The 14,106-nt window shown below is 64.2% G+C and carries 14 protein-coding genes and 1 pseudogene; 11 read left to right on the plus strand and 4 right to left on the minus strand.

Annotated elements, in window-relative coordinates:
* From AC0L2J_RS24910 to AC0L2J_RS24930, 5 genes and pseudogenes are all read left to right on the plus strand, one after another.
* Positions 1-104 (plus strand): annotated as a pseudogene (locus AC0L2J_RS24910) (chemotaxis protein CheW); the annotation flags it as partial.
* Positions 105-135: 31 nt separating this feature from the next.
* Positions 136-522 (plus strand): response regulator, encoded by a 387-nt coding sequence (locus tag AC0L2J_RS24915; protein WP_007604416.1) that lies wholly within the window; start codon positions 136-138, stop codon positions 520-522.
* A gap of 59 nt (positions 523-581) precedes the next feature.
* Complete coding sequence (locus tag AC0L2J_RS24920; protein ID WP_473394827.1) at positions 582-1,463, plus strand: CheR family methyltransferase; 882 nt, start codon at positions 582-584, stop codon at positions 1,461-1,463.
* 2 nt (positions 1,464-1,465) lie between these two features.
* Entirely contained in the window at positions 1,466-1,783 is a 318-nt protein-coding gene (locus AC0L2J_RS24925) for a hypothetical protein (RefSeq protein WP_007598957.1), read from the plus strand.
* Positions 1,784-1,924: 141 nt separating this feature from the next.
* Complete coding sequence (locus tag AC0L2J_RS24930) at positions 1,925-2,428, plus strand: response regulator (protein WP_007604418.1); 504 nt, start codon at positions 1,925-1,927, stop codon at positions 2,426-2,428.
* An 85-nt stretch (positions 2,429-2,513) separates the two neighbouring features.
* On the opposite strand, the gene AC0L2J_RS24935 is transcribed toward AC0L2J_RS24930, so the two are convergent.
* Positions 2,514-2,774 (minus strand): hypothetical protein, encoded by a 261-nt coding sequence (locus tag AC0L2J_RS24935; RefSeq protein ID WP_473394828.1) that lies wholly within the window; start codon positions 2,772-2,774, stop codon positions 2,514-2,516.
* 150 nt (positions 2,775-2,924) lie between these two features.
* Here AC0L2J_RS24935 and AC0L2J_RS24940 point away from each other — a divergent pair, with 150 nt between their 5' ends.
* Entirely contained in the window at positions 2,925-3,560 is a 636-nt protein-coding gene (locus tag AC0L2J_RS24940) for a response regulator transcription factor (protein ID WP_007604420.1), read from the plus strand.
* Positions 3,561-3,669: 109 nt separating this feature from the next.
* On the opposite strand, the gene AC0L2J_RS24945 is transcribed toward AC0L2J_RS24940, so the two are convergent.
* The 3 genes from AC0L2J_RS24945 to AC0L2J_RS24955 form a co-directional block, all read right to left on the minus strand.
* Positions 3,670-7,266, minus strand: coding sequence for a PAS domain S-box protein (locus AC0L2J_RS24945; RefSeq protein WP_473394829.1), 3,597 nt, complete (start codon positions 7,264-7,266; stop codon positions 3,670-3,672).
* Entirely contained in the window at positions 7,244-7,672 is a 429-nt protein-coding gene (locus AC0L2J_RS24950; protein WP_473394830.1) for a response regulator, read from the minus strand. The genes AC0L2J_RS24945 and AC0L2J_RS24950 overlap by 23 nt, the downstream gene beginning before the upstream one ends.
* A gap of 200 nt (positions 7,673-7,872) precedes the next feature.
* A complete protein-coding gene (locus AC0L2J_RS24955; RefSeq protein ID WP_473251329.1) occupies positions 7,873-8,589 on the minus strand; it encodes a GntR family transcriptional regulator in 717 nt (238 codons plus the stop codon).
* Positions 8,590-8,684: 95 nt separating this feature from the next.
* On the opposite strand from AC0L2J_RS24955, the gene AC0L2J_RS24960 reads away from it, so the two are divergent.
* From AC0L2J_RS24960 to AC0L2J_RS24980, 5 genes are all read left to right on the plus strand, one after another.
* Positions 8,685-9,704, plus strand: coding sequence for an ABC transporter substrate-binding protein (locus tag AC0L2J_RS24960; RefSeq protein ID WP_007604424.1), 1,020 nt, complete (start codon positions 8,685-8,687; stop codon positions 9,702-9,704).
* On the plus strand, positions 9,704-10,465 hold the full coding sequence (locus tag AC0L2J_RS24965) for an ABC transporter ATP-binding protein (protein WP_473394831.1): 762 nt from the start codon (positions 9,704-9,706) through the stop codon (positions 10,463-10,465). Before AC0L2J_RS24960 ends, AC0L2J_RS24965 begins: the two co-directional genes overlap by 1 nt.
* 11 nt (positions 10,466-10,476) lie before the next feature.
* Positions 10,477-11,334, plus strand: a complete 858-nt coding sequence (locus AC0L2J_RS24970) for an ABC transporter permease (RefSeq protein WP_473394832.1) — start codon at positions 10,477-10,479, stop codon at positions 11,332-11,334.
* Positions 11,331-13,070: an L-arabinonate dehydratase gene (araD, locus tag AC0L2J_RS24975; protein WP_473394833.1), complete on the plus strand. Its 1,740-nt coding sequence runs from the start codon at positions 11,331-11,333 to the stop codon at positions 13,068-13,070. The genes AC0L2J_RS24970 and araD overlap by 4 nt, the downstream gene beginning before the upstream one ends.
* Before the next feature lie 131 nt (positions 13,071-13,201).
* A complete protein-coding gene (locus tag AC0L2J_RS24980) occupies positions 13,202-13,921 on the plus strand; it encodes a ribonuclease activity regulator RraA (RefSeq protein WP_063992391.1) in 720 nt (239 codons plus the stop codon).
* Positions 13,922-14,106 lie beyond the last annotated feature (185 nt).

A 14,106-nucleotide genomic window follows, 5' to 3' on the forward strand; every position in this document is an offset into this window, starting at 1 on the left:
CCAAGCTCGCCGGCGGTGTCCACCGTCTCGACGGCCAGCTCATGGTCGTCCTCGACGTCGACCGCGTCCTCGAGCTCAAGACCGAAGTGCAAATGGCTGCGTGAGCCCCAGAAACATCGAAGCCGGAGAACCGAAATGAAGACGTGTTTGGTGGTCGATGATTCCAGCGTCGTGCGCAAGATCGCACGCCGAATCCTGGAAGGCCTGGAATTCGAAGTCACGGAGGCCGAGGACGGCTCCAAGGCGCTCGAGATCTGCCAGCACAAGCTGCCGGACGCGGTGCTGCTGGACTGGAACATGCCGGTGATGGACGGCTTCGAGTTCATGGGCCACATGCGCCGCCTGCCGGGCGGCGAGGAGCCCAAGGTCGTGTTCTGCACCACCGAAAACAACGTGGCTCATATCGCTCAGGCGCTCAGCGGGGGCGCCAACGAGTACATCATGAAGCCCTTCGACAAAGACATCATCGCCGACAAATTCGCTGAAGTCGGCTTGATCCCGGTCGGGCAAGCCATGGTCTGAGTGTCTGGCGGAGTGTTCCAGCCAGAGTGTTCCCAGTACAGCTTCCGAGAGGCCTATCAGTGACCCCGACCGAGTATGAGTATCTGCGTAAGTTCCTGAGGGATCATTCCGGGCTCGATCTGTCCGCAGACAAGCAATATCTGATTGAAAGCCGGCTGTTGCCGCTGGCGCGCAAGGCCGGGATCCCTGGCATCGGCGAACTCGTGCAGAAGCTGCAAGGCGCTGGCTCGGGCGCGCTCGTCACCAGCGTGGTCGAGGCGATGACCACCAACGAGACCTTCTTCTTTCGCGACAAGGTCCCGTTCGATCATTTCCGCGACACCATCATGCCGGAGGTCATCAAGGCCCGCGCCGGCCGCCGCAGCGTGCGCATCTGGTGCGCCGCCGGCTCGACCGGGCAGGAGCCCTATTCGCTGGCGATGAGCCTGAAGGAGATGGGTGCGGCCCTGACCGGCTGGCGCGTCGAGATCATCGCGACCGATTTGTCGCAGGAGGTGCTCGAGAAGGCCAAGGCCGGCATCTACAGCCAGTTCGAAGTGCAGCGCGGCCTGCCGATCCAGATGCTGATGAAATATTTCAAGCAGACCGGTGAGACCTGGCAGATCAATCCCGAGCTGCGGGCGATGATCCAGCACCGGCAGCTCAATCTGCTGCACGATTTCGCTCAGCTCGGCACCTTCGACGTCATCTTCTGCCGCAACGTGCTGATCTATTTCGATCAGGACACCAAGATCAACATCTTCAACCGCCTGGCTCGCCAGATCGAGGGAGACGGTTTCCTGGTGCTGGGCGCGGCCGAAACGGTGGTCGGACTGACCGACACGTTCAGGCCAATTCCAGAGCGGCGCGGTCTCTACAAGCCGAACGACCCGCGTGCCGCGGCCGCCAAGCCGGCGCTTGCCGGCGCCGTGCCGCGCGTAGCGGTCATGGCAGGACGATAGGCATGGCCGAGGATGGCAAGGGCGCGGAACGCGTGACGTTCAGTCGCGGCTATGATGTCTGCATCATGGCCATCGACGGCACGTGGCGCCGCGACTGCAAGCTCAACGCGATCTCCGACACCGACGCTATCCTGACGGTGGAAGGCTCCATTCAGGGCCTGAACCTCAAGGAGTTCTTCCTGCTGCTGTCGTCCACCGGGCTTGCCTACCGCCGCTGCGAACTGGTGCGCGTCAACGGCGTCGAAATGGACATCCAATTCCTGCGTGGCAAGAACCGGAAGAAGCGCGGCGCCGCCGGTGGCCGTGACGAGGCGGCGTGATCGTCACCTGCGTCTCGTCGCCGTTTGCCGCGAAGTTGGTTCACATTTGCTGAAACATCCGACTGAATTTGCCTTGGCGACTTTACGTCGCCTAAGCGCGAGCCGTGTATGCATTGCCGGTCTCAATCTCAGGATACCGCAATGCCCAGAAGCTCTTTTTCCCCTCTCCCGTCAAACCTGCCCGACGGCGCCGAGCGGCGCGCACTTCAGCTTCTGGTGGTCGATGACGACGCCACGCAGCGCAGCCTGATCACGGTCGCGGCCAAGCAGGCCGGCCATGAAGTCACCGTGGCGCCGTCCGTGGCCGAAGCGATCGAAAAACTCCGCACCGCGCGCTTCGACTGCGTGACACTCGATCTCCTGCTGGAGGATGGCGACGGCATCGACGTGCTGGGCGAGATGGCCAAGGCGAAATTTGGCGGCGCCGTGATCGTCATCAGCGGCATGGACGGCAAGCGCCGCAGCGCCGCCCGCAGCTTCGCCCGTTCCGTCGGGATCGAGCTCCAGAGCCTGCCCAAGCCGCTGGATCTGGCCGCATTGCGCATCAGCCTCGCCAATCTCAGCAAGACCGCGATGGGCCTGCCGGCTATCCACACCTGGGGTGGTGTCGCCACCGACGCGATCGTGGAGCGGCACCGCGCCTGAGCCGCGGGCCTGCCATGCGATGAAATGCGGTCGTCGCGCCGCAGCAACCGCGATCTATACCGTGCTGCCAGTTTCCGACAGGCATTCAGCGGCGTGGCCCAAGGCCCGCCCGGCAGGCGTCGAGCGCGGCGATCGCGATGGCATACCTGGGTGTGACGTCGTCGAGCACGAAAACGTCGGCGGAACCTTCCGGATCGCTGCCGTGTTCTTGATCAATGGCTGTGGCGGTCCGGCGCATACTGGTCTCGATCTGCGAGATCAGCATGCGAAGGTCCGCCGCAATCAGCTCACGGCTCTCGACTTCGGGCATCGCGACGAGAGGCGGCGTAGCGGCCCAATTTAGCATGGATATTCTCCGTCCTCTGCAATTGGGCGCCTTGCCGCTACTTGTGCGTTAAGTCCATGTCCCGTACAAATACGGTGGGCCGAATCCGCGCCGAACGCCATAACGGTTGGGGCGGACGCGAGTCCTTCATGCCAACCGGATGTGTGGCACATGGCCGAACAAAGCTCTCGCGGTGAAATCTTCGTGGTCGACGACGACGCTGCCGTTCGCGACACCTTGTCGATGGTGTTGAAGGCGGCGGGCTATGAGGTGATCTGTTTTGCGGACGGCGCAGCATTGCTCTCTGTCGCGCGAAGCCGCACACCTGCAGCGGTCCTGCTCGACGTGCACATTCCCGGCAAGTCGGGTCTCGACATTCTCAATGAGCTGCACGGCGAAGACTATCCGGCACCGATCTTCATGATCTCCGGGCAGGGCGATATCGCGATGGCGGTCGGGGCCATCAAGAGCGGCGCGCTCGACTTCATCGAGAAGCCGTTCCGCGGCAGCGAGATCGTCGGCCGGCTCGACGAGGCGATCGGCGCCTATGCACGCAGGCAGTCGGAGAACGCGGCGCCGAAGTTCGGCTCGCTGCATTTCCCCGGGCGCGAGCCGTTGACGCGCAGGGAACGCGAGGTGCTCGAGCAGTTCGCCGCCGGCGCTTCCAACAAGGAAGCCGGCCGCACGCTCGGCATCAGCCCGCGCACCATCGAGGACCACCGCGCCAACATCATGAAGAAGCTCGGTGCGCGCAATGCCGCCGATCTGATCCGGATCGTGATGACCGCGGCGCAGCGCGCGTCGTAAATTTATCGGCAGTAGCCCGGATGGAGCGTAGCGAAATCCGGGGATCCGTGTCCACGGCAAGACACGTCCCGGATTGCGCTACGCTCCATCCGGGCTACGGCCCCTCACATCACCCGCTCAGCGCCTTGCGGATGGCCCGTGCCAGATCCGATTTCCGATAGGGCTTCGCCAGCAGCAGAACGCCCGAATCCAGCCGGCCGTGATGGATGATCGCGTTCTCGGTGTAGCCGGACGTGTAGAGCACCCTGAGATCGGGACGCGTTCTCTGCAGTTCGTCGGCGAGCTGCCGCCCGTTCATCTTGCCGGGCATGATAACGTCGGTGAACAGGAGGTCGAACGGTTTTCCGGCGGCGACGATTGCGAGCGCCTCCGCGGCGTTCGCAGCCTGCAAGGTGACGTAGCCGAGCGAATGCAGCTGTGCCAGCACGTAGTCGCGCACCAGCCGGTCGTCCTCGACCACAAGGATCGTCTCGTGTCCGCCCTCGATGGTCGCCGGCGTCGCGCTCTCGCCGACCGCCGTTGGCGTCTTGCCGGGCGGCAGATACATCTTGATCGTGGTGCCGTGGTCTTCCTCGCTGTAGATCTTGATATGGCCCGCTGACTGCTTGATGAAGCCGTAGACCATCGAAAGCCCGAGTCCGGTGCCCTTGCCCGGTCCCTTCGAGGTGAAGAAGGGGTCGAACACCCTGGCCAGCATGTTGGCGGGAATTCCGCTGCCGGTGTCGCTCACGGCGATCAGCACGTAGTGTCCCGGCGGGACGTCGTTGACGTTGGCATAGACCTCGTCGAGATAGGCCGCGCCCGTCTCCACGATCAGCTTGCCGCCGCCCGGCATGGCGTCGCGGGCATTGAGCGCGAGGTTGAGGATCGCGGTGGTGAGCTGGCTGGGATCGACGATCGCGACGCAATTCTCGTCCTCGAACACCGATTCGATATGGATCTGCTCGCCCAGCGTCGGCCGCAACAGTTTCGCCGTGTCGATGATCAGCGCGTTGACGTCGATTTCGCGCGGCTGGAGCGGCTGCTTGCGCGCAAACGCCAGCAGATGCTGCGTCAGCTCGGCGCCACGCCCGGCGGCCTCGTCGATCATCTTCGTGATCGCGGCGAGCTCCGGCTCCTTGGCCACCGCGTCGGCCAGGATCTCGATCGTGCCGGTGATGACGGTGAGGATGTTGTTGAAATCGTGCGCCACGCCGCCGGTGAGTTGGCCCACCGCCTCCATCTTTTCGGCCTGGCGGATGCGCTCGTCGGCCGCGATCTTGTCGGTCAGGTCGCGGTAGAACGAATTGAAGAGAACGCCTTCGCGTCGCCGGAGCGCCGTGACGCTGAGCTCGGCCCTGAACTCCTTGCCGTCGCGCCGCCGCACCAAAAGGTCGCGCCGTGGATTGGCCAGCGATTGTTGCTCGGATTCGAGAAAGAGCTTCAGTCTGGCCCTGACACTTTCGCGCTCACTGGGGGCGACGAAAAGCTCGATCGCATCCTCGCCGATCGCCTCCTCACGCGTCCATCCGAAGAGCTTCTCGGCTTGCGAGTTCCAACTCAGGATGGTCCCGGTGTGGTCGGTCTGGGTGAAAGCATCGAGCGAGGTCTCGACAATGTTGCGCGCCAGCTGTTCGCTCTCCCGCAAGGACTCCTGTGCAAGCCTCGCCTCCGTCATGTCGCGCCCGACAAAGAAGTAGCGATTGGCCTGGGCGGACCAGCTGGCGAGCCAGGACAGCCAGACCTCGTGGCCATTCTTGTGGAAGCAGCGGGTGTCGGCGAGCCTCGGACGTTCGCCGCGCCGCAGTGCGCGCATCTCGTCGCGCGACCGGTCGAGGTGGTCCGGATGAATGAAATCGGCGCCGCTGCGACCGATCATCTGCTCCGGCCGGTAGCCGAGGATGGCCTCGCTGCTCGGACTGATCTGCGCGATGTGGCCGCGCGCGTCCATCACCATGATCAGATCCTGGGAGGTCTCGAAGATCTGCCGCCGTTCCTCGAGCTGCTGCTGCAGCGCCCGCTCGGCCCGCCGCGCCTCGGTCAGGCTGCGCGCCGTGCCGGAGGCGCCCACGATCTCGCCAGACGGGCCCCTGATCGGCGACAGGCTGAGTGAGATTTCGACCGACGTGCCATCCTTGCGCAGGCGCACCGTCTCGAAGCGTTCGATCGGTTCACCTCCGGCGATCCGCCGCAAATAGTCCTTGCCTTGCTCGCGTCGGTCGGGTGGGACGATGATCGAGGTGGATTGCCCGATCGCCTCATTCGCCGAATAGCCGTAGAGGCGCTCGGCGGCCGCATTCCAGCCGGTGATGATGGCGTCGAGCGATTGCATCACGATCGCATCGTCGGAGGATTCGACGGCGGCGCTGAACAAGCGCTCGCGCGCTTCATGATGGCTTCGCGCGGCCTCGGTGCGGCGATGCTCCTCGATCTCGCGTTCAAGCGCGGCCGTCTTTGCTCTCGTTTCTTCGACCATTTGCGCGAATGCCCGCGCCAGCACGCCTGTCTCTCCGCTCGCATCGACGGGAATCTCGGCGCGCCGTCCGCTGCCGATCGCTTCCACCGCCGCGGTCAGACGCCCGATCGGCCGCGTCAATGAGCGCGCCAGCAGCACCGCAAGCAAAGCTGCGGCAAGGATGGCAAGCAGGCCGACCAGCGAGGAGGTTTTTTGAATGGCCGCCGGAACGCTACTGAACACGGATGGTGGTGCCGTCTCGATGACTGCCAACCACTCCTTGCCGGCCAGCAGTACCGGTGCGATCGCCGCTCCACTCGGCCGGCCCGCTTGATCGCTCGTAAGCTGCGTGGATCCTTGCGGCAGGCCGGCCCGGGCTGCAAAGAAAGGAAAGTCTCGGCGCCAATCGTTGGCGTTGCCAAGCAATGCACCGAATTCCCGCGCGCGATCAGGGTGGACAAGATAGTCGCCACGCGAATTCACGACATAGATTTCTCCTCCTGCGCTCGCGGTCGAGCGGACGCGGTCGAGCGCAGGACGCATGTCGATATTGGCGATGATGATGCCGAACGGCTTGCTATCAGGCGAGAACAGCGGCGTCGCGACGCGCAATGTCGGAATGTGAGGGTCCGTGGTCCCTCCCTGCCGCGTGGCGAGATCGACGGGCGAAACATAGATGTCGCCCGGCGCCAATTGAATCGTCTCCTGGAAGTAGGTTCGGTCGCTCTTGCGTTCCAGTTCGCCGTCGGGGACAATCCGTGCTGTTCCGTTCGGGCCGGTGCGATCGACGCGGACCAGCTCGCGCTGGTCGTCGTCAAGGCCGATGATTCGAAATTGCCCGTAGCTCGGTTTCGCGTCGATCTCGGCTGCGAGCCGCGCAGCGATGCGCTCGCGCCAGGTTTGCTCGGAAACGCCGTCGACATCGTCGAGGCCTCCACCGATATGGGTACGGATCAGGCCGTTGATGGCCGCGGCGGAGCGATAACCGAGCAGATCGCCGCGAGCGCCGGCAACGTAGGATTCAAGATGGGTGGCCAGCAGGCTCGACTGGGCTTCAATCCGTTCCAGGACCCGCGGAATGACGGCCTGGGTGATATTGCGATAGCCGAGCCAGCCGACTGCGGCCACGGTGACCGCCACCAGCAGGATCATCGCGATGGCGAGCCGCGTAGCGAGCGTCATGGCGATATTTGCACCGCGTCCTGAATGGCCGTGCCCGCGCTTGGTTGGAACAGAATGAAGGTTCTTGTCATCGGCGGCCGGTGCTGACATCCGGATTCCTCACCGATGCGGCCCGCGCCGCGTCCAGGCAGCCAGCGACCGCGGCGAGCAGCGCGTCGGCCCGGAACGGCTTCTGCAGGCTCGCCACCGCGCCGAGCTTGGTCGCCATCCTGAGGAAGTCCGGCTCCGCATGGGCATCCGGCGTGAACGAACGGCCGGAAATGACGACGATCGGAATCGCCGGCTGCAGCGCCCGGATGTGGCGCATCGTCTCCAGGCCGTCCATGCCGGGCATGAAGATGTCGAGAAACAGCAAGTCGAACTGGCTGGCCTCGAACAGCGCAAGTCCCTTGCGGCCGTCTCCGGCGACGGTGATGTGATGACCGGCCCTCTCCAGGAGCAGCCGGATCGTCATCTGCACGGCCGGATCGTCATCCACGATCAGGATGTTGGCCACGTCTGGTGTCCTCCCGGGCCGGATGGGGCTTCCCAGCGACCGCAAATCAAACCATCAACTCTGAAATTGTTGCGCGGATTGCATCCGGCCTGCAAGCACTTCGCCATCGATCCGACGATTGCTCGCAAATGGCGAAACGATTGCGCCAACCTATGCACGGTGACGTGCACAAGCACTCGCGACAACCGCGCGCCATAGGCCTAGTCGGTCAAATATTCCGGATAGTGGCTTCGGATCGTGGCGAGCTCGCTCAACGTGCCCGACAGGTGTTTGCGCAGATGCTGTTGCGCAGCATCGGCGTCGCCGGCCTCGATCGCGCGCGTGATCAGCTTGTGGTGGCGGACGATGTTCTGGGCCTTGCCGGGTGAGGGTAGATGCAGCCGGCGCAGCCGGTCGATATGTCCGCTGCGGCTGCGCACCAGCGTCCAGAGTTCCTGCTTGCCGGCCGCGGCATAAAGCTGCGCATGAAAATCATTGTCGCCGGCGATGAAGCTCTCGAAGTCTCCGGCCTTGGCGCATTGCTGCTGGAGCGCGATCGTGTGGTCGAGGCGTATGACCAGCGCTTCGCCGTGCTGCTGCGCGAGCAGACGGACGATTTCGAGCTCCAGCGCCTGGCGCAGGAAATGGGCCTGCTCGGCCCGACCGACATCGACCCGGCTGACGACGGTGGCGTGCTGCGGAAACACGTCGACCAGCCCTTCTTCCTCCAGCCGCATCAAGGCGTCGCGGATCGGCGTCGAGCTGACGCCGAATTGTGCGGCGAGATCCGTGCGCGACAGCGGCGACCCCGGCGGCAGTTCGAGCGCGAGAATGGCGTTGCGCAGCCGCTCGAACACTTGCGGTGCGGCCTGCCGGGCCCGGTCGAGCCGCGCGCCGGGGCGGGCGGCGCCGCGGGGCGCGGGTTGGGCTGGTTCCATGCGAAGAGCTCCGGCCGGCCTTGCCTTTGATACACTAATACATTAGTGCATCAGCGAGATCGCTCGTCAATGGCGGCCGGAGGAAACGAACAACAATGATCAAGCAATTGCAGTGCGGCCTCACGGCCATCGCCCTGATCGCCGCGACGGCGCTGACGGCCTCGCCCGCGACGGCGCAGCAAAAATCCGAGATATCGCTGTCGCGCCAACCCGGCATTTTCTACATGCCGAGCCACGTCATGGAAAAACAGAAGCTGATCGAAAAGCATGCAGCCCAGCTCGGGGTGGCGGGTGTCACCACCAAATGGGTCACCTTCTCCGGCGGCGGTGCGCAGACCGATGCGCTGCTCGCGGGCGGCGTCGACATCCTCAACACCGGCACCGGCAATCTGCTGCTGCTGTGGGACCGCACCCGCGGCGGGGTCAAGGGCATCGTCGCGACCTCGGCGCAGCCGATGACGCTGATCAGCCGCGACGCCAACATCAAGTCGATCAGGGATTTCGGTCCCGGCGACAAGATCGCGGTGCCGACCGTCAAAGTCTCGACCCAGGCGATCGTGCTCCAGATCGCCGCCGCCGAGGCCTTTGGCGCCGACCAATGGTCGAAGCTGGACGTCAACACGGTGCAGCTCGGCCATCCCGACGCCTATGCGGCGCTGTCCAACGCCAAGCACGAGGTGCACACCCATTTCTCGATTCCGCCGTTCACGTTCCTCGAGCTGAAGAACGTGCCGGGTGCGCATGTCGTGCTGTCGTCGCCTGACGTGATGGGCGGCCCGCTCAGCCAGGCGCAGTTCTTCACCACCACAAAGTTCGCCGATGCCAACCCGAAAATCATCCAGGCCGTGCGTGATGCGACCAAGGAGGCGCAGGATCTGATCCGTAGCGACACCAAGCAGGCGGTCGAGATCTACAAGGAGATCACCGGCGACAAGACCTCGGTGGAAGAGCTGCTCGATCTGCTCAAGGAGCCTGGCATGATGGAGTGGAATCTCGAACCGCAGGGCACGATGAAATTCGCCGCCCATCTGTTCAAGACGGGCACGCTGAAGACCCAGCCCAAGGCCTGGACCGATTACTATCTGCCCGTCGCCCACGATCTGAAGGGCAACTGATGGCGCTGCTCGACGTCAGCTCCGTGACTCTGCGTTACAAGACCTCCAGCGCCGTCGTCACCGCCACGGAAAGGGTGAGCTTCACCGTCGACAAGTCCGACCGCTTCGTGCTGCTCGGGCCGTCCGGCTGCGGCAAGTCGACCCTGCTCAAGGCCGTCGGCGGCTACATGGCGCCGAGCGAAGGTCGCATGACCATCAACGACCGCGAGATCCACGGTCCCGGCGCCGATCGCATGATGATCTTCCAGGAGTTCGACCAGCTGCTGCCCTGGAAGAGCGTGCTGGCCAACGTGATGTTTCCGCTGCTGACCGCGCGAAAATTGTCGCGCAAGGACGCCGAGGTGCGGGCGCGGGCCTATATCGAGAAGGTCGGCCTGACCCGCGTCGTCGATGCCTATCCGCACACGCTCTCCGGCGGCATGAAGCAGCGCGTCGCGATCGCGCGTGGCATGGCAATGGAGCCCGACATCCTGCTGATGGACGAGCCGTTCGCCGCGCTCGACGCGCTGACGCGCCGGACCTGTCAGGACGAGCTGCTCCAGCTCTGGAGCGAGACCAAATTCACCGTGCTGTTCGTGACCCACTCGATTGCGGAAGCGATTCGCATCGGCAACCGCATCCTGCTGCTGTCGCCGCATCCCGGCCGCGTCAAGGCCGAAGTGGTGGACGTCGACAAGGTCTCGAATGACGATGGCAGTGCCGGCCGGCTCGAGAAGGAGATCCACGATCTCCTGTTCGCCGCCGAAGGCACGGCGTATTGAGGGAGCCTCTCATGGGCGCAGCCAGGATCCTGCTACGTGAGGCGCCGGTCGCCGCCAGCACAGCCGAAGTCGAGCGCAAGCTGAGCGTGCCCGAGCTGTTGTGGAACGATGGGTTTGTCCGCAAGACCGTCATCATCCTGTTCCTCGCGGCGGTCTGGGAGGCCTACGGCCTCGCCCTCGACAATCCCCTGCTGTTTCCGACGCTGCACGACACGGTCCTCACGATGTACGATCGCGTCAAGGACGGCACGATTCCCATGCGGGCCTGGGCTTCGCTGAAAGTGCTGTTCATGGGCTATTCGGCCGGCATCGCGCTCGCCGCGATCTTTACCGTGCTCGCGATCTCGACCCGCATTGGCACCGATTTTCTCGAGACTGTGACGGCGATGTTCAATCCGCTGCCGGCGATCGCACTGTTGCCGCTCGCTTTGATCTGGTTCGGTCTCGGCAACGGCAGTCTGGTGTTTGTGCTGATCCATTCGGTGCTGTGGCCGGTCGCGCTCAACACCCATTCCGGCTTCAAGAGCGTGTCCAACACGCTGCGCATGGTCGGCCGCAATTACGGCCTTCGGGGATTGCCGTACGTCGCGAAAATCCTGATCCCCGCCGCGTTCGGCTCGATCCTGACCGGCCTCAAGATCGGCTGGGCCTTTGCCTGGCGCACGCTGATCGCGGCCGAGCTGGTGTTCGGCGTATCGTCGGGGCAGGGCGGGCTCGGCTGGTTCATCTTCGAAAACCGTAACCTCCTCGACATACCTGCGGTCTTCGCCGGCCTCTTGACGGTGATCATCATCGGGCTTTTTGTCGAAAACCTGATCTTCCGCGCCATCGAGCGGAACACCGTGCAGAAATGGGGCACCCAATCATGACCAAGAAGAAACTAACGCCCGACCAGCTCCGCAGCGCGCGCTGGTTTGCACCCGACGATCTCCGCTCGTTCGGCCACCGCTCCCGCGCCATGCAGATGGGCTACGCGCCGGAGGAGTGGAAGGACCGCCCGATCATCGCGATCCTCAACACCTGGTCGGACGCGCAGCCCTGCCACATGCACTTCAAGTCGCGCGTCGACGACGTCAAGCGCGGCATCCTGATGGCCGGCGGCCTGCCGCTGGAGCTGCCGGCACTGTCGCTGTCGGAATCGCTGCTCAAGCCGACCACGATGCTCTATCGCAATCTGCTGGCGATGGACGCCGAGGAGCTGCTGCGCAGCCATCCCGTCGACGGCGTGGTGCTGATGGGCGGCTGCGACAAGACCACTCCGGCGCTGCTGCTGGGTGCGACCTCGATGAACATCCCGGCGATCTATCTGCCGGCAGGTCCGATGCTGCGCGGCAATTGGAAGGGCAAGACGCTCGGTTCGGGCTCGGACGGCTGGAAATACTGGGACGAGCGGCGCGCCGGCAAGATCTCCGACAAGGACTGGCTCGACATCGAAGCCGGCATTGCGCGCAGCTACGGCACCTGCATGACCATGGGCACCGCCTCGACCATGACCGCGATTGCCGAGGCGATCGGCATGACGCTGCCGGGCGCGTCCTCGATTCCCGCCGCGGATGCCAACCATATCCGCATGGCCTCCGAATGCGGCCGCCGCATCGTCGAGATGGTCTGGGAAGATCTGACGCCGAAGACGATCCAGACCCGGAAAGCCTTCGAGAACGCGATCGCGGTCGCGATGGCGATGGGCTGTTCGACCAACGCGATCATCCATCTGATCGCGCAGGCCCGCCGCGCCGGTCTCGACATCGGCCTCGACGATTTCGAGATTGCGAGCCGCAAGGTGCCCGTCATCGCCAATGTGCGGCCGAGCGGTGACGCCTATCTGATGGAGGACTTCTTCTACGCCGGAGGCCTGCCGGCGCTGATGGGGCAGATCAAGCCGCACCTGCATCTCGACTGCATCACCGTCACCGGCCAGACGGTCGGCGAGAACATCGAGGGAGCCGAGGTCCACAATGACGACGTGATCCGCTCGATCGACAATCCCATCTACAAGGAAGGCGCACTCGCCGTGCTCAAGGGCAATCTCGCGCCCGACGGCTGCGTCATCAAGCCCTCCGCCTGCGCCCCGCGCTTCCTCAAGCACACCGGGCCCGCGCTGGTGTTCGACGATTATCCCGCGATGAAGAAGGCGGTGGACGATCCCGATCTCGACGTCACCGAGGATCACATTCTCATTTTGCGCAACGCGGGGCCGCAGGGCGGGCCGGGCATGCCGGAATGGGGCATGCTGCCGATCCCGACCAAGCTTGTGAAGCAAGGCGTGCGCGACATGGTGCGGATCTCGGATGCGCGCATGAGCGGCACCAGCTACGGGGCCTGCATTTTGCATGTCGCCCCCGAATCCTATGTCGGCGGGCCGCTGGCGCTGGTGCGGAACGGCGACCGCATCACGCTCGACGTCGCCGCCCGCACCATCGATCTCGATGTGTCCGAGGCCGAGCTCGAAAAGCGCCGTGCCGCCTGGAAGCAGCCCGAGCGCCGCTTCGAGCGCGGCTATGGCTGGATGTTCACCAAGCACATCAAGCAGGCCAATGACGGCTGCGACTTCGACTTCCTCGAGACCGATTTCGGCGCGCCGATCGGCGAGCCCTCGATTTACTGATGACCCTGTCATCCCGGGGCATCGCGAAGCGATGAGCCCGGAATCCATTGGGCCGCAGTCTGTGCCGCCCGATGGATTCCGGGTTCGCGCTACGCGCGCCCCGAAATGACAAAAGAAAGAGTGCCAATGCAATGACCAAGCTTACCGAAGCCACCCGCAACAAGCTCAAATCCGTTTCCACCGCCACCGTCGCCACCGCGTTGTTCAAGCGCGGCCTGCGCATCCAGATGATCCAGGATGTGCACCCGCTCAGTGCCGGCCAGCCCACCATGGTCGGTGAAGCCTTCACGCTGCGCTATATGCCGGCCCGCGAGGATCTCAACACCATCGACGTCTTTAGGGATCACTCCCATCCGCAGCGCAAGGCGGTCGAGGATTGCCCGGCGGGCAGCGTTCTGGTGATGGACAGCCGCAAGGACGCGCGCGCCGCTTCCGCCGGTGCGATCCTGGTCACGCGCTTGATGAAGCGCGGTGTCGCCGGGGTCGTCACAGACGGGGGTTTTCGCGACTCGGCCGAGATCGCCAAGCTGGGCATGCCCGCCTACCACCACCGTCCGAGCGCGCCGACCAATTTGACGCTGCATCACGCCATCGAGATCAATGTGCCGATCGGCTGCGGAGACGCGCCGGTGTTTCCCGGCGACGTCATTCTCGGCGACAGTGACGGCGTGATCGTGATTCCCGCGCATCTCACTGAGGAGATCGCCAACGAGACCTTCGAGATGACCGCGTTCGAGGACTTCGTCACCGAGGAAGTCAACAAGGGCCGCGGCATTTTCGGTCTCTATCCGGCGACGGACCCGCAGACGCTGACCGACTTCGCCGCATGGCGGAAGGCGAACGGAAGGTAAAGGCCGACAACTCGTCCCGCAATCTCCATCGTCGTCCTGGCGAAAGCCAGGACCCATCACCCCAGGGAGGAATTTGGCGAAGACCCGGAGTCGTCATGCTTTCGCGCGGTACTGATACCGAGCTTTATCGGATGGATCACGCGGTATGGGTCCTGGCTTTCGCCACGACGACCCGGGAGAGCGTG

It is taken from the genome of Bradyrhizobium sp. MV1.5 (assembly GCF_055807615.1).

What these genes read in the sequence shown, in the direction of transcription:
- AC0L2J_RS24915 (WP_007604416.1), top strand. Translation starts at nt 136, where the DNA reads ATGAAGACGTGTTTGGTGGTCGATGATTCCAGCGTCGTGCGCAAGATC.
- AC0L2J_RS24925 (WP_007598957.1), top strand. Translation starts at nt 1,466, where the DNA reads ATGGCCGAGGATGGCAAGGGCGCGGAACGCGTGACGTTCAGTCGCGGC.
- AC0L2J_RS24930 (WP_007604418.1), top strand. Translation starts at nt 1,925, where the DNA reads ATGCCCAGAAGCTCTTTTTCCCCTCTCCCGTCAAACCTGCCCGACGGC.
- AC0L2J_RS24935 (WP_473394828.1), bottom strand. Translation starts at nt 2,774, where the DNA reads ATGCTAAATTGGGCCGCTACGCCGCCTCTCGTCGCGATGCCCGAAGTC.
- AC0L2J_RS24940 (WP_007604420.1), top strand. Translation starts at nt 2,925, where the DNA reads ATGGCCGAACAAAGCTCTCGCGGTGAAATCTTCGTGGTCGACGACGAC.
- AC0L2J_RS24945 (WP_473394829.1), bottom strand. Translation starts at nt 7,266, where the DNA reads ATGTCAGCACCGGCCGCCGATGACAAGAACCTTCATTCTGTTCCAACC.
- AC0L2J_RS24955 (WP_473251329.1), bottom strand. Translation starts at nt 8,589, where the DNA reads ATGGAACCAGCCCAACCCGCGCCCCGCGGCGCCGCCCGCCCCGGCGCG.
- AC0L2J_RS24960 (WP_007604424.1), top strand. Translation starts at nt 8,685, where the DNA reads ATGATCAAGCAATTGCAGTGCGGCCTCACGGCCATCGCCCTGATCGCC.
- AC0L2J_RS24965 (WP_473394831.1), top strand. Translation starts at nt 9,704, where the DNA reads ATGGCGCTGCTCGACGTCAGCTCCGTGACTCTGCGTTACAAGACCTCC.
- AC0L2J_RS24970 (WP_473394832.1), top strand. Translation starts at nt 10,477, where the DNA reads ATGGGCGCAGCCAGGATCCTGCTACGTGAGGCGCCGGTCGCCGCCAGC.
- araD (WP_473394833.1), top strand. Translation starts at nt 11,331, where the DNA reads ATGACCAAGAAGAAACTAACGCCCGACCAGCTCCGCAGCGCGCGCTGG.
- AC0L2J_RS24980 (WP_063992391.1), top strand. Translation starts at nt 13,202, where the DNA reads ATGACCAAGCTTACCGAAGCCACCCGCAACAAGCTCAAATCCGTTTCC.